Origin of the sequence: Sorangium sp. So ce176 (genome assembly GCF_051519835.1) — a bacterium.
GTDB classification, from domain to species: Bacteria; Myxococcota_A; Polyangia; order Polyangiales; family Polyangiaceae; genus Sorangium; species Sorangium cellulosum_G.
On sequence record NZ_CP150371.1, the window covers coordinates 2,997,458 to 3,015,920 of the forward strand.

General features: G+C 70.2%; 12 protein-coding genes. 6 read left to right on the forward strand and 6 right to left on the reverse strand.

Going from position 1 to position 18,463, the window contains the following annotated elements:
• The first annotated feature begins 155 nt into the window (after positions 1–155).
• Positions 156–623 carry a DUF3293 domain-containing protein gene (locus tag WMF42_RS11515; protein WP_061607955.1) on the forward strand — a complete coding sequence of 156 codons (468 nt, stop codon included), beginning with the start codon at positions 156–158 and terminating at the stop codon, positions 621–623.
• Positions 624–752: 129 nt separating this feature from the next.
• Entirely contained in the window at positions 753–1,190 is a 438-nt protein-coding gene (locus tag WMF42_RS11520; protein ID WP_061607954.1) for a hypothetical protein, read from the forward strand.
• A 118-nt stretch (positions 1,191–1,308) separates the two neighbouring features.
• Here the strand turns inward: WMF42_RS11520 and WMF42_RS11525 are convergent, their stop codons facing one another.
• From WMF42_RS11525 to WMF42_RS11535, 3 genes are read right to left on the reverse strand one after another with little or no spacing between them, the layout of a single operon-like run.
• Entirely contained in the window at positions 1,309–2,013 is a 705-nt protein-coding gene (locus tag WMF42_RS11525) for a response regulator transcription factor (protein ID WP_061607956.1), read from the reverse strand.
• Between the two features lie 49 nt (positions 2,014–2,062).
• Positions 2,063–3,139 (reverse strand): sensor histidine kinase, encoded by a 1,077-nt coding sequence (locus tag WMF42_RS11530; protein ID WP_437691922.1) that lies wholly within the window; start codon positions 3,137–3,139, stop codon positions 2,063–2,065.
• A 53-nt stretch (positions 3,140–3,192) separates the two neighbouring features.
• A complete protein-coding gene (locus tag WMF42_RS11535) occupies positions 3,193–4,503 on the reverse strand; it encodes a thymidine phosphorylase (protein WP_061607953.1) in 1,311 nt (436 codons plus the stop codon).
• Between the two features lie 144 nt (positions 4,504–4,647).
• On the opposite strand from WMF42_RS11535, the gene WMF42_RS11540 reads away from it, so the two are divergent.
• From WMF42_RS11540 to WMF42_RS11550, 3 genes are all read left to right on the forward strand, one after another.
• Complete coding sequence (locus WMF42_RS11540) at positions 4,648–6,072, forward strand: cytochrome ubiquinol oxidase subunit I (protein ID WP_061607952.1); 1,425 nt, start codon at positions 4,648–4,650, stop codon at positions 6,070–6,072.
• Complete coding sequence (locus WMF42_RS11545; protein ID WP_437691923.1) at positions 6,062–7,099, forward strand: cytochrome d ubiquinol oxidase subunit II; 1,038 nt, start codon at positions 6,062–6,064, stop codon at positions 7,097–7,099. The genes WMF42_RS11540 and WMF42_RS11545 overlap by 11 nt, the downstream gene beginning before the upstream one ends.
• Before the next feature lie 379 nt (positions 7,100–7,478).
• Complete coding sequence (locus tag WMF42_RS11550) at positions 7,479–9,317, forward strand: IgGFc-binding protein (protein WP_437691924.1); 1,839 nt, start codon at positions 7,479–7,481, stop codon at positions 9,315–9,317.
• 187 nt (positions 9,318–9,504) lie between these two features.
• Here the strand turns inward: WMF42_RS11550 and WMF42_RS11555 are convergent, their stop codons facing one another.
• Positions 9,505–10,437 (reverse strand): formylglycine-generating enzyme family protein, encoded by a 933-nt coding sequence (locus WMF42_RS11555; protein WP_420894991.1) that lies wholly within the window; start codon positions 10,435–10,437, stop codon positions 9,505–9,507.
• A 958-nt stretch (positions 10,438–11,395) separates the two neighbouring features.
• Here WMF42_RS11555 and WMF42_RS11560 point away from each other — a divergent pair.
• Positions 11,396–13,066 carry an OmpA family protein gene (locus WMF42_RS11560; RefSeq protein ID WP_437691925.1) on the forward strand — a complete coding sequence of 557 codons (1,671 nt, stop codon included), beginning with the start codon at positions 11,396–11,398 and terminating at the stop codon, positions 13,064–13,066.
• Positions 13,067–13,313: 247 nt separating this feature from the next.
• On the opposite strand, the gene WMF42_RS11565 is transcribed toward WMF42_RS11560, so the two are convergent.
• Both WMF42_RS11565 and WMF42_RS11570 read right to left on the reverse strand, forming a co-directional pair.
• Positions 13,314–16,946 carry a PHP domain-containing protein gene (locus WMF42_RS11565; RefSeq protein WP_437691926.1) on the reverse strand — a complete coding sequence of 1,211 codons (3,633 nt, stop codon included), beginning with the start codon at positions 16,944–16,946 and terminating at the stop codon, positions 13,314–13,316.
• An 11-nt stretch (positions 16,947–16,957) separates the two neighbouring features.
• Positions 16,958–18,307 (reverse strand): porin, encoded by a 1,350-nt coding sequence (locus tag WMF42_RS11570; RefSeq protein WP_061607947.1) that lies wholly within the window; start codon positions 18,305–18,307, stop codon positions 16,958–16,960.
• Positions 18,308–18,463 lie beyond the last annotated feature (156 nt).

Sequence of the window (18,463 nt, forward strand, 5' to 3'; positions counted from 1 at the left end):
GACGATCGCCGCCGAGTAGCCAGAGCCGCGCGTCTCTGGTAACCCTCCGCCGTCGCGCCCGGCGGCCCGGGCGCTCAGGCCACGGGCCCCTCCGCGATGCGACGCACCCGGTGCGCCGAGCGCCGCGGCCCCCTCACACCCACCGCTTCACCACGATGGATCAGACGCTCCTCCGGTCGTATTTCTCGACCATCTACGAGTTCCCCACGGCGGCGGGCACGCTGCGCGTGTCGCTGGACGGCGAGATCGTCCAGGACCAGGCTGGGCTCCCGGACCTGCTGACCCGCAAGTTCGCCGTGCTCACCGCCTACAACCCGCGGTCGATGCTCATCCCTCGCCGGGTGAACGATCAGCGCCACCACGTGCTCCGCGATCTGTTGATCCTCGGGTGTTACAGGGTGGAGCCGTGCGTGGGATCCGAGGCCGAGCCGGAGGGCATCTGGCGCGAGCCGGCCTGGCTCGTCCACGGCATGGACCGCGACGAGGCGATCGCCTTCGGCCGGGTCTTCCGGCAGAACACGATCGTCTTCGCGCAAGGCGGCCGACCGGAGCTCATCATCACGGACCCGACGGCGGACGACATCGGCCGAACTTTCCAGGGCAACTGGCGCGTTCGGTCGTGACGCTGAGGGCGGACGCGGACGCGGATCGCCGATTCCATGTTGAAACATACCCGCAAAATGTGGGTTCATGCCCAGGCGTTTAGGGATGGGCGGACCGGCCTCGCTCACCATATGAGGAGACACAGCAGAATGCGCACCCAGGTCACCCTCGCGGCGCTCGCCGCGCTCGGGCTCGTCGCCGGCGCTGGCGGCTGCGGCCAGAACAAGGTCTCGGAGTGCAACGCGCTCATCGAGGTCATCAACAAGGGCGTTCAGAGCATCGAGAAGGGCACCAAGGCTGGCACCGACCAGGGCGGGTCGAGCGAGCTGAAGGCGATGGCCGATGCGATGGACAAGGTGGCGGCCGACGCGGCGCAGGTGAAGCTGACCACCCCGGAGCTGCAGAAGTTCTCGGGCGAGTACCAGGCGATGGCCAAGGACGTCGCCAAGGCCGCGCGCGACCTCGCGACCGCCGCCGACGCGAACGACGCGGACAAGAGCAACACCGCTCAGGCCGCGATCGAGAAGGCGATCAAGCAGGAAGATCCGCTGGTCGACAACATCAACAAGTTCTGTCAGGCGCCCTGAAGAGGCCGGCCCGCCGGGCCGGGCTCGAGCGGGCGATCGCGTCGGTCGTGGACAGGCAGACAGGCGCGCGCGAGCGTCGCGCGGCGCGACGATGCGCGCCGCGGCCGGCGCCCTGTGATCAGGGCACGAAGCGATAGCCGACCCCGCGCACCGTCACGAGGTGGCGCGGCGCGGCGGCGTCGTCCTCGAGCTTGTTGCGGAGCTGGAGGATGAAGTTGTCGATCGTGCGCGGGGTCCCGTGGTGCGTCGGGCCCCACACCTTGGCCTGGATCTGCTCCCTGGACAGGACCCGGCCGGCGGCCTCGGCGAGGCAGAGCAGCACGTCGAACTCGGTCGCCGTGAGCTCGATCAGCGCGTCGCCGCGGCGGACCTCGCGCGTCGCCGGGTCGATCACGATGTCGCCGGCGCGGAGCTGCTCCGCGTTCGCGCGCGCGATCGCGTCGCGCCGGAGCACCGCCTTCACCCGGGCGAGCAGCTCGGCCAGGCTGAACGGCTTCGTGATGTAGTCCTCGGCGCCGAGCTCGAGGCCCATCACCTTGTCCATCTCGGCGCCGCGCGCGGACAGCATGATCACCGGCAGGGTGCGCCGCTCGCTCCGCAGGATGCGGAGCAGCTCGAAGCCGTTCAGGCGCGGGAGCATCACGTCGATGATGATGAGGTCGATCCCGCCCGCGCGGGCGAGCGCGAGCCCGGCCTCGCCGTCCTCGGCCACGAGGATGCGGTAGCCCTCCGCGGTCAGGTTCATCTCGAGACCCATCGCGATGCTGGGATCGTCCTCCACGAGCAGGACGGTCCGCGCTGAGGCTTGAGGGTTCCGGGTCATGCTGGGGACGTCCTCTAGCATGTCCATGTCCGGACCGGAGGCGCCGCGCCTACGGCGGCGCGTCCGCTCCGGCGGCGTGGTTCGCGATCTCGGGGGGCGCGGCGACGGCGACGGCGTCACGCGCGGGGGCGCCGCCGGGCGCGGCGCCCGGCGCGTCCGCGACGCCCGGCGCGTCCGGCGAATGCTTCACGGCGGCGCTCGTCCTGGGCGCGTTCCGGATCGGCAGCATGAGCGTGAACGTGCTGCCCTTCCCCGGCTCGCTGTCGACGAGGATCCTGCCCCCGTGCGCGCGGATGACGTGCTTGACGATCGACAGCCCGAGCCCGGAGCCCTCCTGCTGCCGGGCCAGGAGATCGTCGACCCGGTAGAACTTCTCGAAGATCCGCTTGTGTTCCGTGCGCGCGATGCCCTTGCCGTTGTCTCGGACGGTGATCAGCGCCGACCGGTTGACGACATGCGCGGAGACGCAGATCTTCCTCGGCTGACCGCCGTACTTGTAGGCGTTCGAGAGCAGGTTGACGATCGCGTCGACGAGCGCGCTCCGGTCGCAGAGCACGGGCGGGAGGTTCGTGTCGACGTCGATGTCCAGCTCGACGCTGCGCTTCTCGCGGGTCGGCTCGAAGGCGTGGACCGCCTCGTCGACGACGTCCTCGAGGTGGTGCTCGTAGAGCTCGTAGACGCGACGGCCGCTCTCCATGCGCCCCCAGTCGAGCAGCCGGTCGATGAGGTGCTGGAGCCGGGCGCTCTCCTTGGTGAGCGCGTCGATGCAGCGGTCCTCGCTGACCGTGTCGCCGCGCCTCAGCTTGAGCGTCTCGGTGAACATGCGGATCGACGTCAGCGGCGTGCGCAGCTCGTGCGAGACCTTGGACACGAAGTCGGCCTGGAGCTCGGACAGGTTGCGCTCGCGCCGGAGGAAGACCCACACGAGGATGACCCCGGTCGCGAGCGTCCCGCAGAACGTGAGCACCAGGATGCCCATGATGAGGTTGTACTGGGCCTCGCCGAGCACGAGCAGGAGGAAGCCGACGCCCGACAGGAGCACGCCGGGGACGATGACGAGGTAGACGAGGAGCTGGATGATCCGCCGGTAACCGAGCGTGGTGAGGTCGCGCCGCGGGGTCCGCATGACCGCAGCTTAGTTGGACCCCGCGCCGCCCGCGAGCGGCCTCGGGCGCAGGCCTACGGCTCGATCCGCTCCAGCACGAGCGCGGGCGCCTCGGCCGGCGCCGGGCCGAGCCGGAACGCCGCGCGGACGCGATCGGCCGCGGCCTGCGCGTCCTCCGTCCGGCGGGCGTGGATGCGGGCGAGGGGCGCCCCGCGGTCCACGCGGTCGCCGCGCGCGGCGGCGAGCTCGATCCCCACGGCGGGGTCCACGCGCTGGTCGGCGCGCGTCCGTCCGGCGCCGAGCGCCACCGCGGAGAGCCCGATCTCCAGCGGATCCACGGCGACGACGTACCCCTCGTCCTGCGCCGCGACCTCGACCACGACGGGGGCGCTGGGGAGCCGGCCGACGTCCTGCACCACGGCCGGATCGCCCTTCTGCGCCGCGATCATCCGCGCGAGGACCTCGGCCGCCGCGCCGCTCGCGATGGCGGCCTCGAGCTTGACGCGCGCCTCGGCGGCGCTCGCCGCGGCGCCGCCGGCGATCAGCATTTCCTCGGCGAGGGCGAGCGTGCACGCGACGAGGTCGGCAGGGCCCCCGCCGTGCAGCACCTCGATCGCCTCGCGGGTCTCGATCGCGTTGCCGACGGTGCGCCCGAGCGGGGCGCTCATGTCGGTGAGCAGCGCGGAGACGCGCTTGCCGGCCGCGGTGCCGACGCGCACGAGCGCGGTCCCGAGCGCGCGGGCGTCGTCCAGGGTCTTCATGAACGCGCCCCGCCCGACCTTGACGTCGAGCACGAGCGCGTCGATGCCCTCCGCGAGCTTCTTCGAGAGGATGCTGGCGACGATGAGCGGGATCGACTCGACCGTGGCGGTCACGTCGCGCAGCGCGTAGATGCGCTTGTCCGACGGCGCGATCCGCTCGGTCTGCCCGATCATGCACGTCCCGACCTCGCGGACGATGCGCGCGAACGTGGCGGTGTCGAGCCCGACGTCGAACCCCGGGATGGCCTCGAGCTTGTCGAGCGTGCCGCCCGTGTGGCCGAGCCCGCGGCCGGAAACCATCGGGACGGGCACCCCGCAGGCGGCGACGAGGGGGGCGAGGCAGATCGAGACCTTGTCGCCGACGCCGCCGGTCGAGTGCTTGTCGACCTTCCGCCCGGGCACGCTCGACAGGTCGAGGACGTCGCCCGAGTGGAGCATCGCCTTCGTGAGCGCGACGGTCTCGGCGTCGTCCATGCCGCGGAAGAAGACGGCCATGAGCAGCGCGCTCATCTGGTAGTCGGCGAGCTCGCCTTCGCCGTGGGCGCGGATGATCCGCGCGATCTCGTCCTCCGAGAGCCGCCCGCCGTCGCGCTTCTTCGCGACGAGCTCGACAAGGGTCTGCATCGGCGCCGAGCTTAGCCGGGTTCGACCCTATTTGTCCCCGGCGCGGTCGTCCCTATGGTGCCCGGGAGCGCGCGGGCCGCCTTCGCAGGAGAGCAGATCCGGTGCCGGTCGCGTTCGCTCTGGAAGGGAGCCGCACGGCGCCTCATGGACAGCCTCCTCTACGCCCGGGCCCAGATGGGCCTGTCGCTGGCATTTCACATGATCTTCGCCGCCGCCGGGGTGGCGCTGCCGCTGATCATGGTCATCGCGGACGCGCTCTGGCATCGTACGGGCGATCGCGACTACCTCGAGTTCTCGAAGCGCATGGCGAAGGGGACGGCGATCCTGTTCGCTGTCGGCGCCGTGTCGGGGACGGTGCTCTCGTTCGAGCTCGGCCTCCTCTGGCCGAGCTTCATGGGGACCTTCGGCGAGGTGGTCGGGCTGCCGTTCTCGCTCGAGGGCTTCGCGTTCTTCACCGAGGCGATCTTCCTCGGCATCTATCTCTACGGGCGCGGCAAGCTCCCGCCGAAGCTGCACCTGCTCTCCGGCGCGCTGGTGGCCCTGAGCGGAGCGCTCTCGGCGTTCTTCGTGATCCTGGTGAACGCCTGCATGAACGACCCGGCCGGCTTCACGATGGCGTCCGGCCGCCCGGTGGACATCGACCCGATCGCGGCGATGTTCAGCCCGCCGTGGAAGCACGAGACCCTGCACGGCATCCTGGCGTGCTATCAGGCGACCGCGTTCGTGATGACGGGGATTCACGCGCTCGTGCTCCTGCGGCACCCTGGCAGCCCGCTGTTCCGGAAGGCGTTCGCGGTGACGCTCGCGATCGCCGGGGTGACGGCGCTGGCTCAGCCGTTCGTCGGCCACTACGCGGCGGTGCAGGTCGGGGCCGGGCAGCCGGCGAAGCTCGCGGCGATGGAGGCGCACTTCGAGACCTCGGCCCGGGCGCCGCTCCTCATCGGCGGCCTGCCTGACGTCGAGCGCGGGAAGGTCGACCATGCGATCGAGATCCCGGGCGGGCTGTCGATGCTCCTGCACGGCGATCCGGACGCGGTGGTGCCGGGGCTCGACGCTGTCCCGCGGGACGAGTGGCCGCCGGTCACGGCGACGCACCTCTCGTTCCAGGTGATGGTGGCCGCGGGCTCGGCGATGGCGCTGCTCGCGCTTGTCGCGGCGGTGCTCGCGTGGCGCCGCAGGGGGATCCCGGATCAGCGCCCGTTCCTCTGGGCGGTGGTGCTGGCGAGCCCGCTCGGCATCGTGGCGATGGAGGCGGGCTGGCTGGTGACGGAGTTCGGGCGCCAGCCGTGGATCGTGCGGGGCGCGATGCGCACGCGCGACGCGGTGACCCCGTTCCCGCACCTGGCGGCGCCCTTCTGGATGTTCATGGCGCTCTATGTCTTCCTGGGCGTCATGGTGACCTACCTGCTCGTGCGCCAGCTCCGCGCGGCGCCGCTCGGGGTGACGGGCGGCGGCCCGCGCGCGGGCAGGGGAAGCGCGACGGGCGGCGGGGGCCACGGGGCGCCCGGGGTGACGGCCAGCGGCGGCGCGCCGCGCGCGGTCGAGGGAGGCGCGGCCGATGCACGTTGAGTGGCTCCTCGCCGGGGTGATGGTGGCGGCGCTCATCCTGTATGCGCTCTTTGGCGGGGCCGACTTCGGCGGCGGCGTCTGGGATCTGCTCGCGTCCGGCCCGCGGAAGCAGGAGCAGCGCGCGCTGATCGAGCGCGTCATGGGCCCGATCTGGGAGGCCAACCACGTGTGGCTGATCCTGGCCATCGTGCTGCTCTTCACCGCGTTTCCGCCGGCCTTCGCGGCGATCTCGATCGCGCTGCACGTCCCCCTCACGCTGTTCCTCGTGGGCGTCGTGTTTCGCGGCTCGGCGTTCAGCTTCCGCAGCTACGACTCGCGGGGGGACAGGCAGCAGAAGCGCTGGGGATTCGTCTTCTCGCTGGCGAGCGTGATCGCGCCGGTGCTGCTCGGCATGATCGTCGGCGCGGTGGCGTCGGGTCGGATCCGGGTGGCGTCCGGGGTGGTGACGAGCGGCTTCTTCGCCTCGTGGCTCTCGCTGTTTCCGTTCGTGGTCGGCCTGTTCGCGCTGGCGCTGTTCGCGTTCCTCGCGGCGGTCTACCTGACGAACGAGGCGACGGAGCCGGCGCTGGTCGACGATTTCCGTCGGCGCGCGCTCCTCTCGGGCGGCGTGGTCGCGGCGCTCGCGCTGGCGTCGTTCGCGGCCTCGTACCAGGGCGCTCCGCTCATCCGAGAGGGCCTGACGGATCATCCGATCACGTGGCCGCTTCACGTCACGACGGGCCTCGCCGCGACGGCGGCGTTCTTCGCGCTGTGGACCCGCCGCTTCCGTCTGGCGCGCCTCGCGGCGGCGGCGCAGGTCACGCTGATCTTGCTGGGCTGGGCGGCCTCTCAGTACCCGTTCCTCGTCGTGCCCGACGTGACGCTCGCCGGGGCCGCGTCGAACCCGAAGACGCTGCGATTGCTGGTCTGGGTGCTCGGCGTCGGATTCGTGCTGCTGTTCCCATCGCTGTACGTCCTTTTCCGGATATTCGGGAGCGGCCGGGCGGGGGCTGCGCACGACGGCGATGAGGTTCATGAGCGGGAGTAGGGTCGAGGTACGTGGAAGTCGCAATCGGTCGCAATCGGTCGTAATTGGTCGCAACGGGTGGCGGTCGGCCGCGAACGGCCGCGAACGGTCCCAATCGGGCGCGACCGGTCGTGAGCGGGTCGTAACTTCCTGAACACCTCGCCCCACCCGCTGGAGAGGCGTGAGGTCGGCTCGCTCAACAGGGCGGCTATCCGTCCGGGCGCTAGACGGTCGTGGCGCGGGGCTGGTGGCGCATTGCATTCCTGAAACCCAGAACCCCCTCTCACGAGGCCGGTGAAAAAACGCGAGCGCTTTCGCGGGCCTCCCCAGGGCGCGGGAACCGTGTTAGGCTCGCAGTCAAGAGTTTCAGGATGCTTGTGGGGGAAGGAGCCCTGTAGAGATGGCGAACATGGCTAGATACCGTCGACACGCGATAGTGAGTCTTCTTGCAGCGACAGCCGGTGTGACGGGCTCGTTCGCCGCCTGCTCGGATTCGTACCGTAGCGAGCTCACCGGCAGCGGCACGGGCCCCGGCGCGACGAGCAGCGGCGGCGGAGGCGAGGGGGGCGCGGACACGGAGAGCGCAGGGACCTTCGGGGAGGGGGGGCGGTGCGAGTACACGTGCTCCAACGATCTGAAGAAGGTGATCAGCTGCAATGGCGTGACGGTCGAGGAGTGTGAGCCGGAGTATGGGTGCGTCAACGCGAAGTGCGAGCCGAACCCGTGCGAGGCCGCGGAGAAGTCGAAGAGCTCGTACGGGTGCGACTACTGGGCGCTGAAGACGGCGCTGATGCCGACCACCAAGGGCGCGTGCTTCGCCGCGATGATCGCGAACACGTGGGACTTGCCGGTCAAGATCAACGTCGAGCGCGGCGGAGAGCAGCTCCCGGCCGAGAACTTTGCCTACATTCCCAAGTGGAATGAGACGCTGAGCAAGGTCGATTACGACAAGTACGACCCGAACAACGGGCTTGCCATCGGGCAGGTCGCCGTCCTTTTCCTCTCGAGGAAGTCCGCCGCGGCGAGCGTCGAGGACTGTCCTGAGCCCGGCGCGCTGGATCTGGAGACGGGCGTCCCGGGGACCGGGCGCGGCTCGGCGTTCCACATCACGACCGACTATCCTGTCGTGGCATATCAGATGCTCCCCTACGGCGGTGGCAAGGCCGCCTTCACATCCGCGACCTTGCTTCTGCCCACGAGCGCGTGGGACGTCAACTACGTCGCGATCAATGGTTACTCGGAGTCAGAGTCGGTGTCGCCGGAAGACTACCAAGGCGCATATCCTTCGCTGGCCATCGTCGCCCATCAGGATGATACCGACGTGACCATCCTGCCGTCGGTCGACGTCCTGGGAGGTACGAACGTCGAGCCTGCCAGCCAGGGTGAGGCGAAGACTTACTCGTTGAATGCGGGTGAGTTCTTGCAGATAACCCAGGCAGAGGAGTTGACCGGAAGCCCCATCGAGTCGACCAAGCCTGTTGGCGTCTTCGGCGCTCATGCCTGCATGGTCGTGCCGAATACAACCGGTGACTGTGATTCGGGACAGCAGCAGATTGCTCCCGTCAGAGCGACTGGCAACGAGTACGTGGCGGTCCGCTATCGGAACCGTATCGCGGATCGCGATGAATCTCCGCCCTGGCGGATCGTGGGCATGGTCAATGGCACGGAGCTCTCCTGGGAGCCGTCCAAGCCGAACGGCGCCCCGGATACCATCAACCTGGGCGAGGTGTACGAGTTTGAAGCCGGTGAGCCCTTCGTCGTCAGGAGCCAGGGGGTGAACTCTCCCTTCTATGTTGGCCAGTACATGACAGGCGGTAACGCGTACATGACCATCGGAGATCCGGACTGGATCAACGTGGTTCCTCCGTCTCAATTCCTCGACTACTACGTGTTCTTCACGGACCCGACCTACCCGGAGACGAGCCTCGTCGTTACCCGTACCCGGTCGAAGCTGACCGGCGAGTTCGCCGATGTCGACCTGGATTGCGCAGGCACGCTCAGCGGGTGGAAGACTGTTGGTGAGTACGAGTACACCATCGTCGATCTCTCGACGGGGAACTTCGAGTCTGTAGGTAATTGTTCGAACGGACGACACGAGATGCGGAGCGAGCTCCCGTTCGGCGTTACGGTCTGGGGGTGGGGGGCGATCCAGCAGAACTACCGGGTGTCCTACGCCTATCCTGCCGGCGCCGGGTTCCTGCCGATCAACGAGGTCGAGATCCCTCCCACGGCCAATTGAGCGCTGTCCGGCGAGTCGCCGAGCTGAAATGCCGTACCTTCGAGGCCGGAGGCTGAGCGCCAGCCTCCTTGCCTTGCGTCGTTCGCGGCGCATCGCCTGCGTCAACCAGAGCGCTGAACAGGCTGAGTGGCGCTCAGGTTGCCCCGATCCAGCGGGCGGCATCGCTGGATAGGCGGGCGGTGATGGCCTACGGATCAAGATCGGCTACGAGGTCCCTCGCGCAGCGAGCGCCGAGGAAGGCATTCCTGTTGCGCGGGCTCTCCGCTGACTGGGCATCGGTGGCAACATAGAGATCATCGGTCCATGCCGTGCCTCCGCGAACGATACGACCTTCTGTGTTCGCTTCGAGCCGAGCACAATCGTGGCACGGGGTAGGAAACCCGATTTCGTACATATCCAGTACCAGCTCTCCGGCGTTACCTGCCATGTCAGCCATCCCCCACCTGGCGTCGCCGTCCGGAGATTTTGATCCTACCGGTAAAAAGTCAGCCATGCTGCACTTCGCCGCACGATCCCCGTCGCCATAACATTCGTAGGCTGCTTTCGAAGGGTCGATCGACGCTCCCCATGGGTACAGCCTCTGCTCGGCGCCGCCTGCGGCCGCGTAGTTCCACTCCGCCTCGGTAGGTAAGCGTCCGCCGTCCCATATACAAAACGCGAACGCTTCGAACCATGTCATGCAGGTCATGGGGTGGTTCTCATTCTGTTCCGCAAAATCGGTCCAGAACGCATCGGGGCATCTGAGCGCGACCTTCATGGCTGCTTTGTCGGCCGTCAGCTCGCTGTTCCAGTCAGAGTCCCATCCACTCTCTCGAATCCTGGGATGCGCGCCCGCATCAGGGAGGGGTGGATCGGCTTGCGTGCCTTTCCCTGCTTCCACGAACGCGCGGAACCGCCCCACGGTTATCTCGTAGATATCCAGGCGGAAATCGCTGACGCTCGCCGGGTACACCGGAGCATTGATCCGATCAAAGGTCCCACCGGGGATGCTCGCCGTACCGCAGCAGTCGGCGCCCGGGCCGGCGCCGCAGTCCGTTCCCGCGCCTGGCCCGCCTCCCTGGCAGCTCGGCGCCACGCAGACGCCGAGCCGGCATCCGGGGAACGGAGCTCGGCACGGCATCTCATCTTCCCAGACGCCGTCGACGCAACGGCGCGGCGTACGGCCGCTGCAATCTCGCTCTCCTTCGCGGCACGCAACGCAGCTTCCCTGTGAACACACCGGCCGTTCTCCGCTGCACGGTCGCTGGGCGACCCACTCTCCCGACGCGCACTGCCGCGGCACGTCGCCCACGCAGTCTCGATCGCCGTCGCTACAGGGTGCTCCTCCGGCCGCGGAGCTCGCGCTGCCTCCGCCGCTCCCGGAGGGGGGAGCGTCGGCGAACTCATCGAGCCCCAGCACGAGCCCACATCCAGCGGTGGTCAGGCCTGAGACAAGGGAAACCAGCAGTCGTGGCGCCGCTGAACGACGTGTCTTGTTCTTTGCTTGTGCTTGTGTGAACATCGGATCCGGAGCGCTTGATTCGCGTTATGACTCGCTGTCGTTGAATGCTCGTTCGTCGGTGGTTCGCCGGGCCGCGCGGCCGCCGTGCTTCGGTTCCCGTTCCGGCCAGGTGACCCCCGCCTCGGCGGCTCGCTTCGGTCGCCCCTCACGCGGGGAGCATACGTGCGTTCTCGTGCCCTGTGGCCATCACGCGCGCCGCCCTCGCCGCTTGTCCGCCAGCGCCGTCCACGTGGACCGCATCGATGAACCTCGTCAGGTGGTTCCTCATCCCACCCCGCGGCGCCCTTCGCCCCGGCCGCGCTCATCGCTGCGCGCGCCGCGCTGCGCCCGCCGCGCTTCTCGCCCATCCCCGCCGCGCCCCTTCCCCCCGTGGCGCCCTCCTCGCACCTCCTGGCTCGACCCAGGAGACATCCTCCCCCGGCCCGAGTAATCTCCCGCCCGGACGCCGGCCCGCATGCGGCGGAAAGCTCGCGTCAACCTCGTTTTTCGAGCGTTGCTTGGAGGACAGCTCACCGTGATGGATCGACGACACCTGCCGGGCCGGAAGCCGCGACGCCCGTCGCGCCTTCGCTGCGCGTTGACCGCAGCGGCCCTGGCCGCCCCGGCCCTCGCCGCGCTGGCGCCCTCCGCCGCGCACGCGCAGGACCGGACCTTCTACCTCGATCGCCTCAGGATGGCCGGCGCCCCCGACGACGGGTTCGGCGTCTGGCGCCCCCACATGGGGGAACGGACGCGCCTCTTCGGGCAGCTCGGGCTGGGCGTGTCGGTCCACCCGCTCCGCGACGACAACTACGTCGACAACCTCGCCATCGAGGAGCAGATCGCGGGCGACGGGCCCGTCACCTCGCAGCTCATCACCTACCTGAACGCGGGCGTGGAGATCCTCGGCCGCGGCTCCCTCCAGGTCTCGTTCCCGGTCATCCTCTTCCAGGACGGCAACCAGACGTACAACCGCGACCTCGGCCTCAACCAGAGCGTCGACCTCAAGACCGCCGCCCCCATGGACCTCCGGATCGACGCGCGCGTCGTCCCGCTGGAGCTCGATGAGCGCCGCTTCCGGCTCGGGCTCACGGGCGCGGTCTTCGTGCCTCTCGGCAACACGTACTCGTTTGCCGGCGACAGGACCGTGAGCAGCGCGTTCGGCCTCGGCGCCGAATACGACTTCAAGGACTTCATCGTCACCCTCAACACCGGCGTCGCGATACGGCCCCACGTGCAGCTCAACGAGCTCCATGTCGGCACCGAGCTCACGTACGGCGTCGGCGGCTACGTCCCGCTGCGCGACGACACGATCCGCATCGGGGCCGAGGTCTTCGGGTCGTTCGGTCTCATCAAGGAGACGCGCGGTGAGCTCGACGCCTCGCCCATCGAGTGGCAGCTCAACAGCCGGATGTTCCTCACCAAGGACAAGGCGCTCTACGCCGGCGCCGGCGTCGGCACCCGGATGAGCGGCGGCTACGCCCCCGACTTCCGGGGCGTCGCCATCGTCGGCGGCTCGTTCAGCATCGAGGAGTCCGACACCCGCTCGCCCGGCTTCAACTTCGTGATCGAGCAGGAGAAGGACGCCGACGGCGACGGCTACCCCGACGTCATCGACCTCTGCCCGGAGGACCCGGAGGACGGCAAGCAGCCGAAGCCGAGCGACGGCTGCCCGGACATGCCCGATCGCGACGGCGACGGCATCCCCGACGTGGTCGACAAGTGCCCGGACGACCCCGAGGACAAGGACGGCATCGACGACCGCGACGGCTGCCCCGAGGAGGACGCGGACCAGGACGGCATCCCCGACGCCGTCGACAAGTGCCCGAAGGAGCCGGGGCAGGTCGTCGTCGACGACCCGGAGAAGAACGGCTGCCCGTACTACATCCGCAGGATCCAGGGCTCCGCCGAGATCGAGATCATGAAGCAGGTCGAGTTCGAGTTCGACAGCTCCAGGATCCTCCCGCAGAGCTATCCGATCCTCGACGAGGTCGTGCGGCTGCTCAAGGCGAACCCCGAGATCAAGCTGCTCAGCATCGAGGGGCACACAGACAACCAGGGCACCATCGACTACAACGACAGGCTCGCCCAGAACCGCGCCACCGCGGTCAGGATCTACATCATCAACAAGGGCGTTCAGTCGGAGCGGCTCACCTCCGCCGGCTTCGGCTCCCGCCGGCCGCTCGTGTCCAACGACACGCCGGAAGGCCGGCAGCGCAACCGGCGCGTCGAGTTCCACATCAAGTCGCAGGCGATCGAGGGCCGGTAAGCTCCGCCGAGGGCGGCTGACCGGCTCACCCCCGAGATCCAGCGAGGTTTGCGTGCACGCGGCTCGTCGCGCGCACGCAGCCCTCCTCTCCGACGGCCGTCAGGCGCCGGTCTGGCACGCGCGGCGCGCGCGCGTGCGCTCCCGGGCGTGCGCTCCCCCGGGCGTGCGCTCCCCGGGTGTGCCCCCCCGGCGCTCTCCTCGCACGCCGCGACCGCCTCCGCGGCTCCGCGGCTCCGCGGCCCGACCCTCAGTCGTCGCGATGCCCGAGCGCCGGACGGCGATGGTCACACTTGCCGGGGATCGGGAAGCCGCAGACCCTCTCCTCGGTCAGGCAGTCCTGCTTCGCGGGGCACTGCTCCGGATCGAGCACGTCCGGATCGCACGGGCGAGAGCAGAAGTCGGGCAGCGGCAGCGGCGCGTCGTAACGGCCGTTGCCGTCCACATCGATGTATATCGGGTTCGTGACCGCGTAGGGCGGAACAGGCGACCAGTCAGGCACCGTCGGCGTGGGCGCGAACAGGGCGTTGATCGCGGGGATCCTGCCGAACGCGTCGCTCGCCAGCCGGGAGAGCTGGATTTCCCCGAACGGGACGTCCAGGGCGACTGGGCTCATCAGATTCCTGTCCTCCAGCCCCATGGCGATGATCACCACCCAGGAGTCCCTGTCTGGCACCGTGAACGTGACCTTGCCGCGAACGTCCACGAGCGCGCTCGGCGGCATGTCCGGCTCCAGCAGGCGGATCATTCTGCCGTTGAGGTAAAATTCCATCCTGTCGACGCCGAACCAGCTCGCCGTCTGGACGTCGAAGAGGACCTCGAGCGGCCTTCCCGCGCGCCCTGCCGCCACCTCGCCGTACGTCTTGCCGCCGATCGTCGCCCGGATGAACGGCCCGTACGTCGTGAAGGCGTGCGCGCCCCGCAGGCTCGTGACCGCGGCCGGCGTCTCGAGGGCGGCAGGGGAGTCGGTCGCGCTGCGGAAATAGGTCCGCGGGAAGCCCGGCTCCTTCGAGCTGTCGTGACCGTCGCTGCTCGCGATCTGCGCCGGGACGAAGCCCCGCTCGAGGTAGCGGAAGTAGTCGTCCACCTGGCCCGCCCGGTACGTGCACGGCTCGTCGCGCGCCTCCGGGTCGACCGCCTTGTCGCCGAGCGCGGCGGGCCCGCAGAGCTCCTGGCTGTCCGGGGTCGTCCCGGCGAAGCCCCAGTTCTTCTCCTGCTCGTCCGGCGTCCGCGCGAGGATGCGCTTCGTGAGCGCCCACGCGAGCTCGGTGCGCGCGCGACGCCTGCAGTCCGCGATCGCGATCGGCCCCATCGCGGCGCCGGGGCCGCCGCCCGGCGCGGGGGGCTCCGCGCAGGGCGCGCGCAGCCAGCCCTGCACCTCGGGGCACGCCGCCTCGATCTCGGCGGCGCTCCCGGCGGCGCTCAGCCGCGCGAGGCAGCGGTTCCAGTCGACGACCTCGGCCAGGCTGGGCGTGCGCACCAGATCGAACCGCTTGCCGTTGATGAGCTCCATCGCGTCGAACTCGCAGCTCGCGGTCCGGAAGACGGGGTTGTTCTCCTCGAGGAACGTCGGCGTCCGATCCATCGTGTACGTGTCGACGCCGAGCTGCTCGACGTAGCCGAAGAACCCGTCGCGCGGGTGGGCGACGATCGTCAGCGGCTCGACGGTGCCGTCGCCCGAGGCGCGGATCGCGTCGAGGATCGTCCCGCCGGGCTCGCAGGTCCAGTCGTGCGCGCCGTGGCTCGGCACGTCGAGCTCGTCGTACAGGAGCGGGAAGCCGATGAAATGCCCCTGCTCCAGCGTCGTGATCTCCGCCCCGATCGCCGTCGCGAGGTGGGGCGCGAGCCCGAGCGCGCGCACGGTCGGGCGGTAATCGGTCTCGACGTCGTGATCGGTCGCCACCGCGAATTCCACGCCCTCCGCCGCGATCGTGGCGACCCGCCGGGGCAGCGGCATGCCGCTGTCGAAGCTCGGCCTGGAGTGGAGGTGCATGTCGGCCGACATCCACCCGGCCGTGTCGACCTCGCGCACCAGCGTCGCGTCGAGCTGGAACGCGCGGCCCGGCGCGAGCGTCACGTCGCGCTCCACGTGGATGCCGTACTCGATGCCCCGCGACACCGTGATCTGGTATCGCCCCGGCTCGATCTCCACCTCTCCCTCGCCGGTGGCCGTGACCTCGATGGCGCGGTTGCCGTTCCCGAGCCGCCCGTCGCCGAGGTACACCCTGCGCCGGCCGTCCCCCGGGAGCCTCCGCCCCGCCGCGTCGAGCGAGGCGAACGCGATCTTGGCCGGTATCCGCTGGCCGTTCCCGTCGGCGACGCGGTAGCGCACCGTCGCCGGCGCGGGCAGGCGCGGCGAGACAGCGACGCGCTCCCCGGCCCGCAGGCTCACCCGGACGGGCGCCGAGGTCGCCGTCCCCGCCGCGTTCCGCGCCACGAGCACGTAGCTGCCGGGCGGCAGGGCGCCGCGGAAATCGCCGTCCTCGGACGGGTCGAGCCCCACGTCCGCGTCGATCTCGTTGACGAGGCCGACGTCGCCGCGCGCCTCCCGGTTCGCCGCCACGAGCTCGTCGAGCGAGCCGAAGGGCCGCGACGGATCGGGGTCGGAGAAGACGAACACCCGCGCGTTCGGCGCGCCCTCCAGGGTGCTCTCCCACAGCACGTGGCCGCTGACCGTGCCCGTCGCCGTCCCCCGCAGCGCGTGCATCACGTCCGTCACGCTCGCGATGTCGCCGTCGCCCACGGCCAGGTAGCGCTCGTAGCTGAACGCGCGATGGACGTCGCACGCCGCGTCGTCCTCCTCGCCGAACAGGCACGATCGGCTGGCGGACACGAACGCCGTCGCCGCGCTGGCGAAGAGCGGCACGTTCACCACCGAGGGCGCCGCGCCCTCCTGCGCCTTCGTGAAGTAGCCATAACTGACATCCCCGCCGGCCGCGGCCACGAAATCGAAGGTGAGCGGCTCCTGGAACGAGTTCCGCCCCGCGTTCCAGGCGTCCTGGACCGCCGTGTCCTCGTCGAAGCCCGCCCCGGGCGCGAAGACGTCGTTCTGGTTGCCGAAGAACACGAAGTCTCCGGCGACGATGCCCGCGCGGCGCGACGGCGCCTCTTGCGCCTCGTCCGGCGGGTCTCCGAGGATGCCGCCGAACACCGAGACAGGGGCGGTCGCGTTGACCAGCGGGAGGACATCGCTGCACGCGCAGGTCGGGCAGCCGCCCGGGTCCTGCTGGTATCCGTTCGGGCACGCCTCGCAGCTCCGCTGCGGCGCGCAGCCGGGCGGCGGTTTGTCGTCGAGCAGGAGCGTGGTGCGCACCGTCACGAACCGATCGCCCGGGCGAAGGAGGTAGTCTGTCCGGAAGCGGATCCTCGATCGCACGTTGGGAAAGAAGAGGCCGAGCAGGTCTTCCTGGGCCCGGAGCAGGCCTATCGCCTCGAACAGGAACTCGCCGTCTCCCTCGACGCGGATGCCGGCCTCCGCCCCGTCGGACCCGTCCGCGAGCACCGAGACGTCGGTCGCCGTCGGATCGGGCACGATCAGGTTGGCGAACGAGAACATCTCCGCGAACCGGTCTCGCCCCTGTCCGCCCTCCTCGCCGATCCGGCCGCGCCGCCGGTCGACGTCGACGATGGCGCCGCCGAAGATCCCGGGCCCCGGCGAGTCCCGCCCGCCCAGGATCGCCACGCGGATCTGGTCGTTCTCGAGCAGGAAGTCGCCGATATCCGCCATCGCCACCGGGCCGCCGACGAGCTCGGCGCGGTGCTCGATCTGCTTGGCGCGGAGCAGCCGTTGTTCTCCGCAGCTCGGGAGCGCGGGCGCGGCGAGCGCGGCGGCGGCGAGCGGGAGGAGCGCGACCCTCGTGAACCAGCGGTGTGTTCGCCGCACAGCGATCTCCCCTACAGCGAGAGCTGGAGTTGCAGGATCAGGGCGTCGTTCGAGAGCGAGAGCCCGCCGAGCTCTTCACGGTGCGTGTAATCGAGCTGGGCCTTCACCAGATCATCGACAGCGTGGTAGCTCACGCCGCCCGTGAGCACGAGGTTGTCCCCCTCGTCCTCGACATCGACGTTGGGGTCGATCCACTCGACCCGACCCGAGACGCCGAGCTTCCGGGCGAGGATCATGTAGCCTGCCTCGAGCACGAGCGCGAGCGAGGTGACCGACGTGACCTGCGCGATCGGCTGGGTGGGCACCGATTTCGGGCTCGCCCCCGTCCAGAGCACCTCGCCGAGCGCGTGCAGCCCCGAGGCGTGCAGCAAGACGTCGGCGCTCGCGCCGTAGAGCGTGCGCGCCCCGCCGTCGCTGAAGAAGCCGTCGGCGCCCGCCCCGATCCGGAAGGGCGAGCGCGCGACGTCCTGGATCGTGCGGCCGAGCGGGCCCTGCGGCTCGGTGGCGATCCGGCCGGCGACCGCGATCCCCTCGAAGCGGTTGCCGAGGGGGGCGACGCTCTCGGAATGGCCCGTGTAGAACTGGTCGGAGCGCTGGAAGGCGTTGTAGACGCCCGCGTTGTAGCTGAAGGCGCGGTCCTGGAAGTGCCCCTCGGCCTGGATCCCGACCTGCGTGAACGGGGCGATCGCGCGCACGGCGAGCGGCCGCTCCGTGAGGGACCCGTCGCCGGCGCCGGCCATCGCGGAGCGCGAGAAGGGGACGGTCCGCGCGCCCGCATAGACCTCCAGCGCGGGCATCGCCGTGACGCCGCCCCACGCCTCGTGGATGCGCGCTGTCCCCTCGTCGCCCCCGGCGAGATCCGTCGAGATAGCGAACCGGACGAGCCCTGCGACGTCGCCGTACAGCCCGGCGCGGACGCGGCGCAGCCGGAAGCCGGGCTGCTCCGCGCTGTCCCCCGCCTGGCTCAGCGCGTCGTCGCCCACGAGCGGCGCGGCCTGCAGCGCGATCAGCGCGATCGGCGCGACCTCCAGCGGCCCGATCGCGAGCCGCATCCGCTCCCGGAAGCCCGGCCCGAGGGGCTCGTTGCGCGGTGTCGCCGGCGCGGCCGGCGCCGGCGAGACCGCCGCCGCGGCCCGCGCCGGCCTTTCCCGCGCCGGTCGCGGGCGCTCCGGGGCCTCCTGGCGCGCGGCGCTCTCCGGCGCGCTCTCCGGCTCGCCGGTCGACTCGACCACTCCTCCCTGCGCGTCGGCCGGCGTCGCGCCGGCGGGCTCGTCGGCCGCGGGCTCGGGCTCCTGCGCGCGCGGCGTGGAGAGGGCGAGCAGGACGGCGGCGCCGCCTGCGACGCCAGCAAGGTGCCTCATGGATTCAGGTCTCCTGGAGGGCTGCGCGGAGCGCCCCGCGCCGCTCCGGATGGCCAGTGGGTGTCATCTCGTGCCGTGTCCGCCCGACGAGGTGCCGCTGAAACTAGAGGAAGACGCGCGGCGCTGCAATCGGCGCGGCGTCCTGTGGTAAGGCTC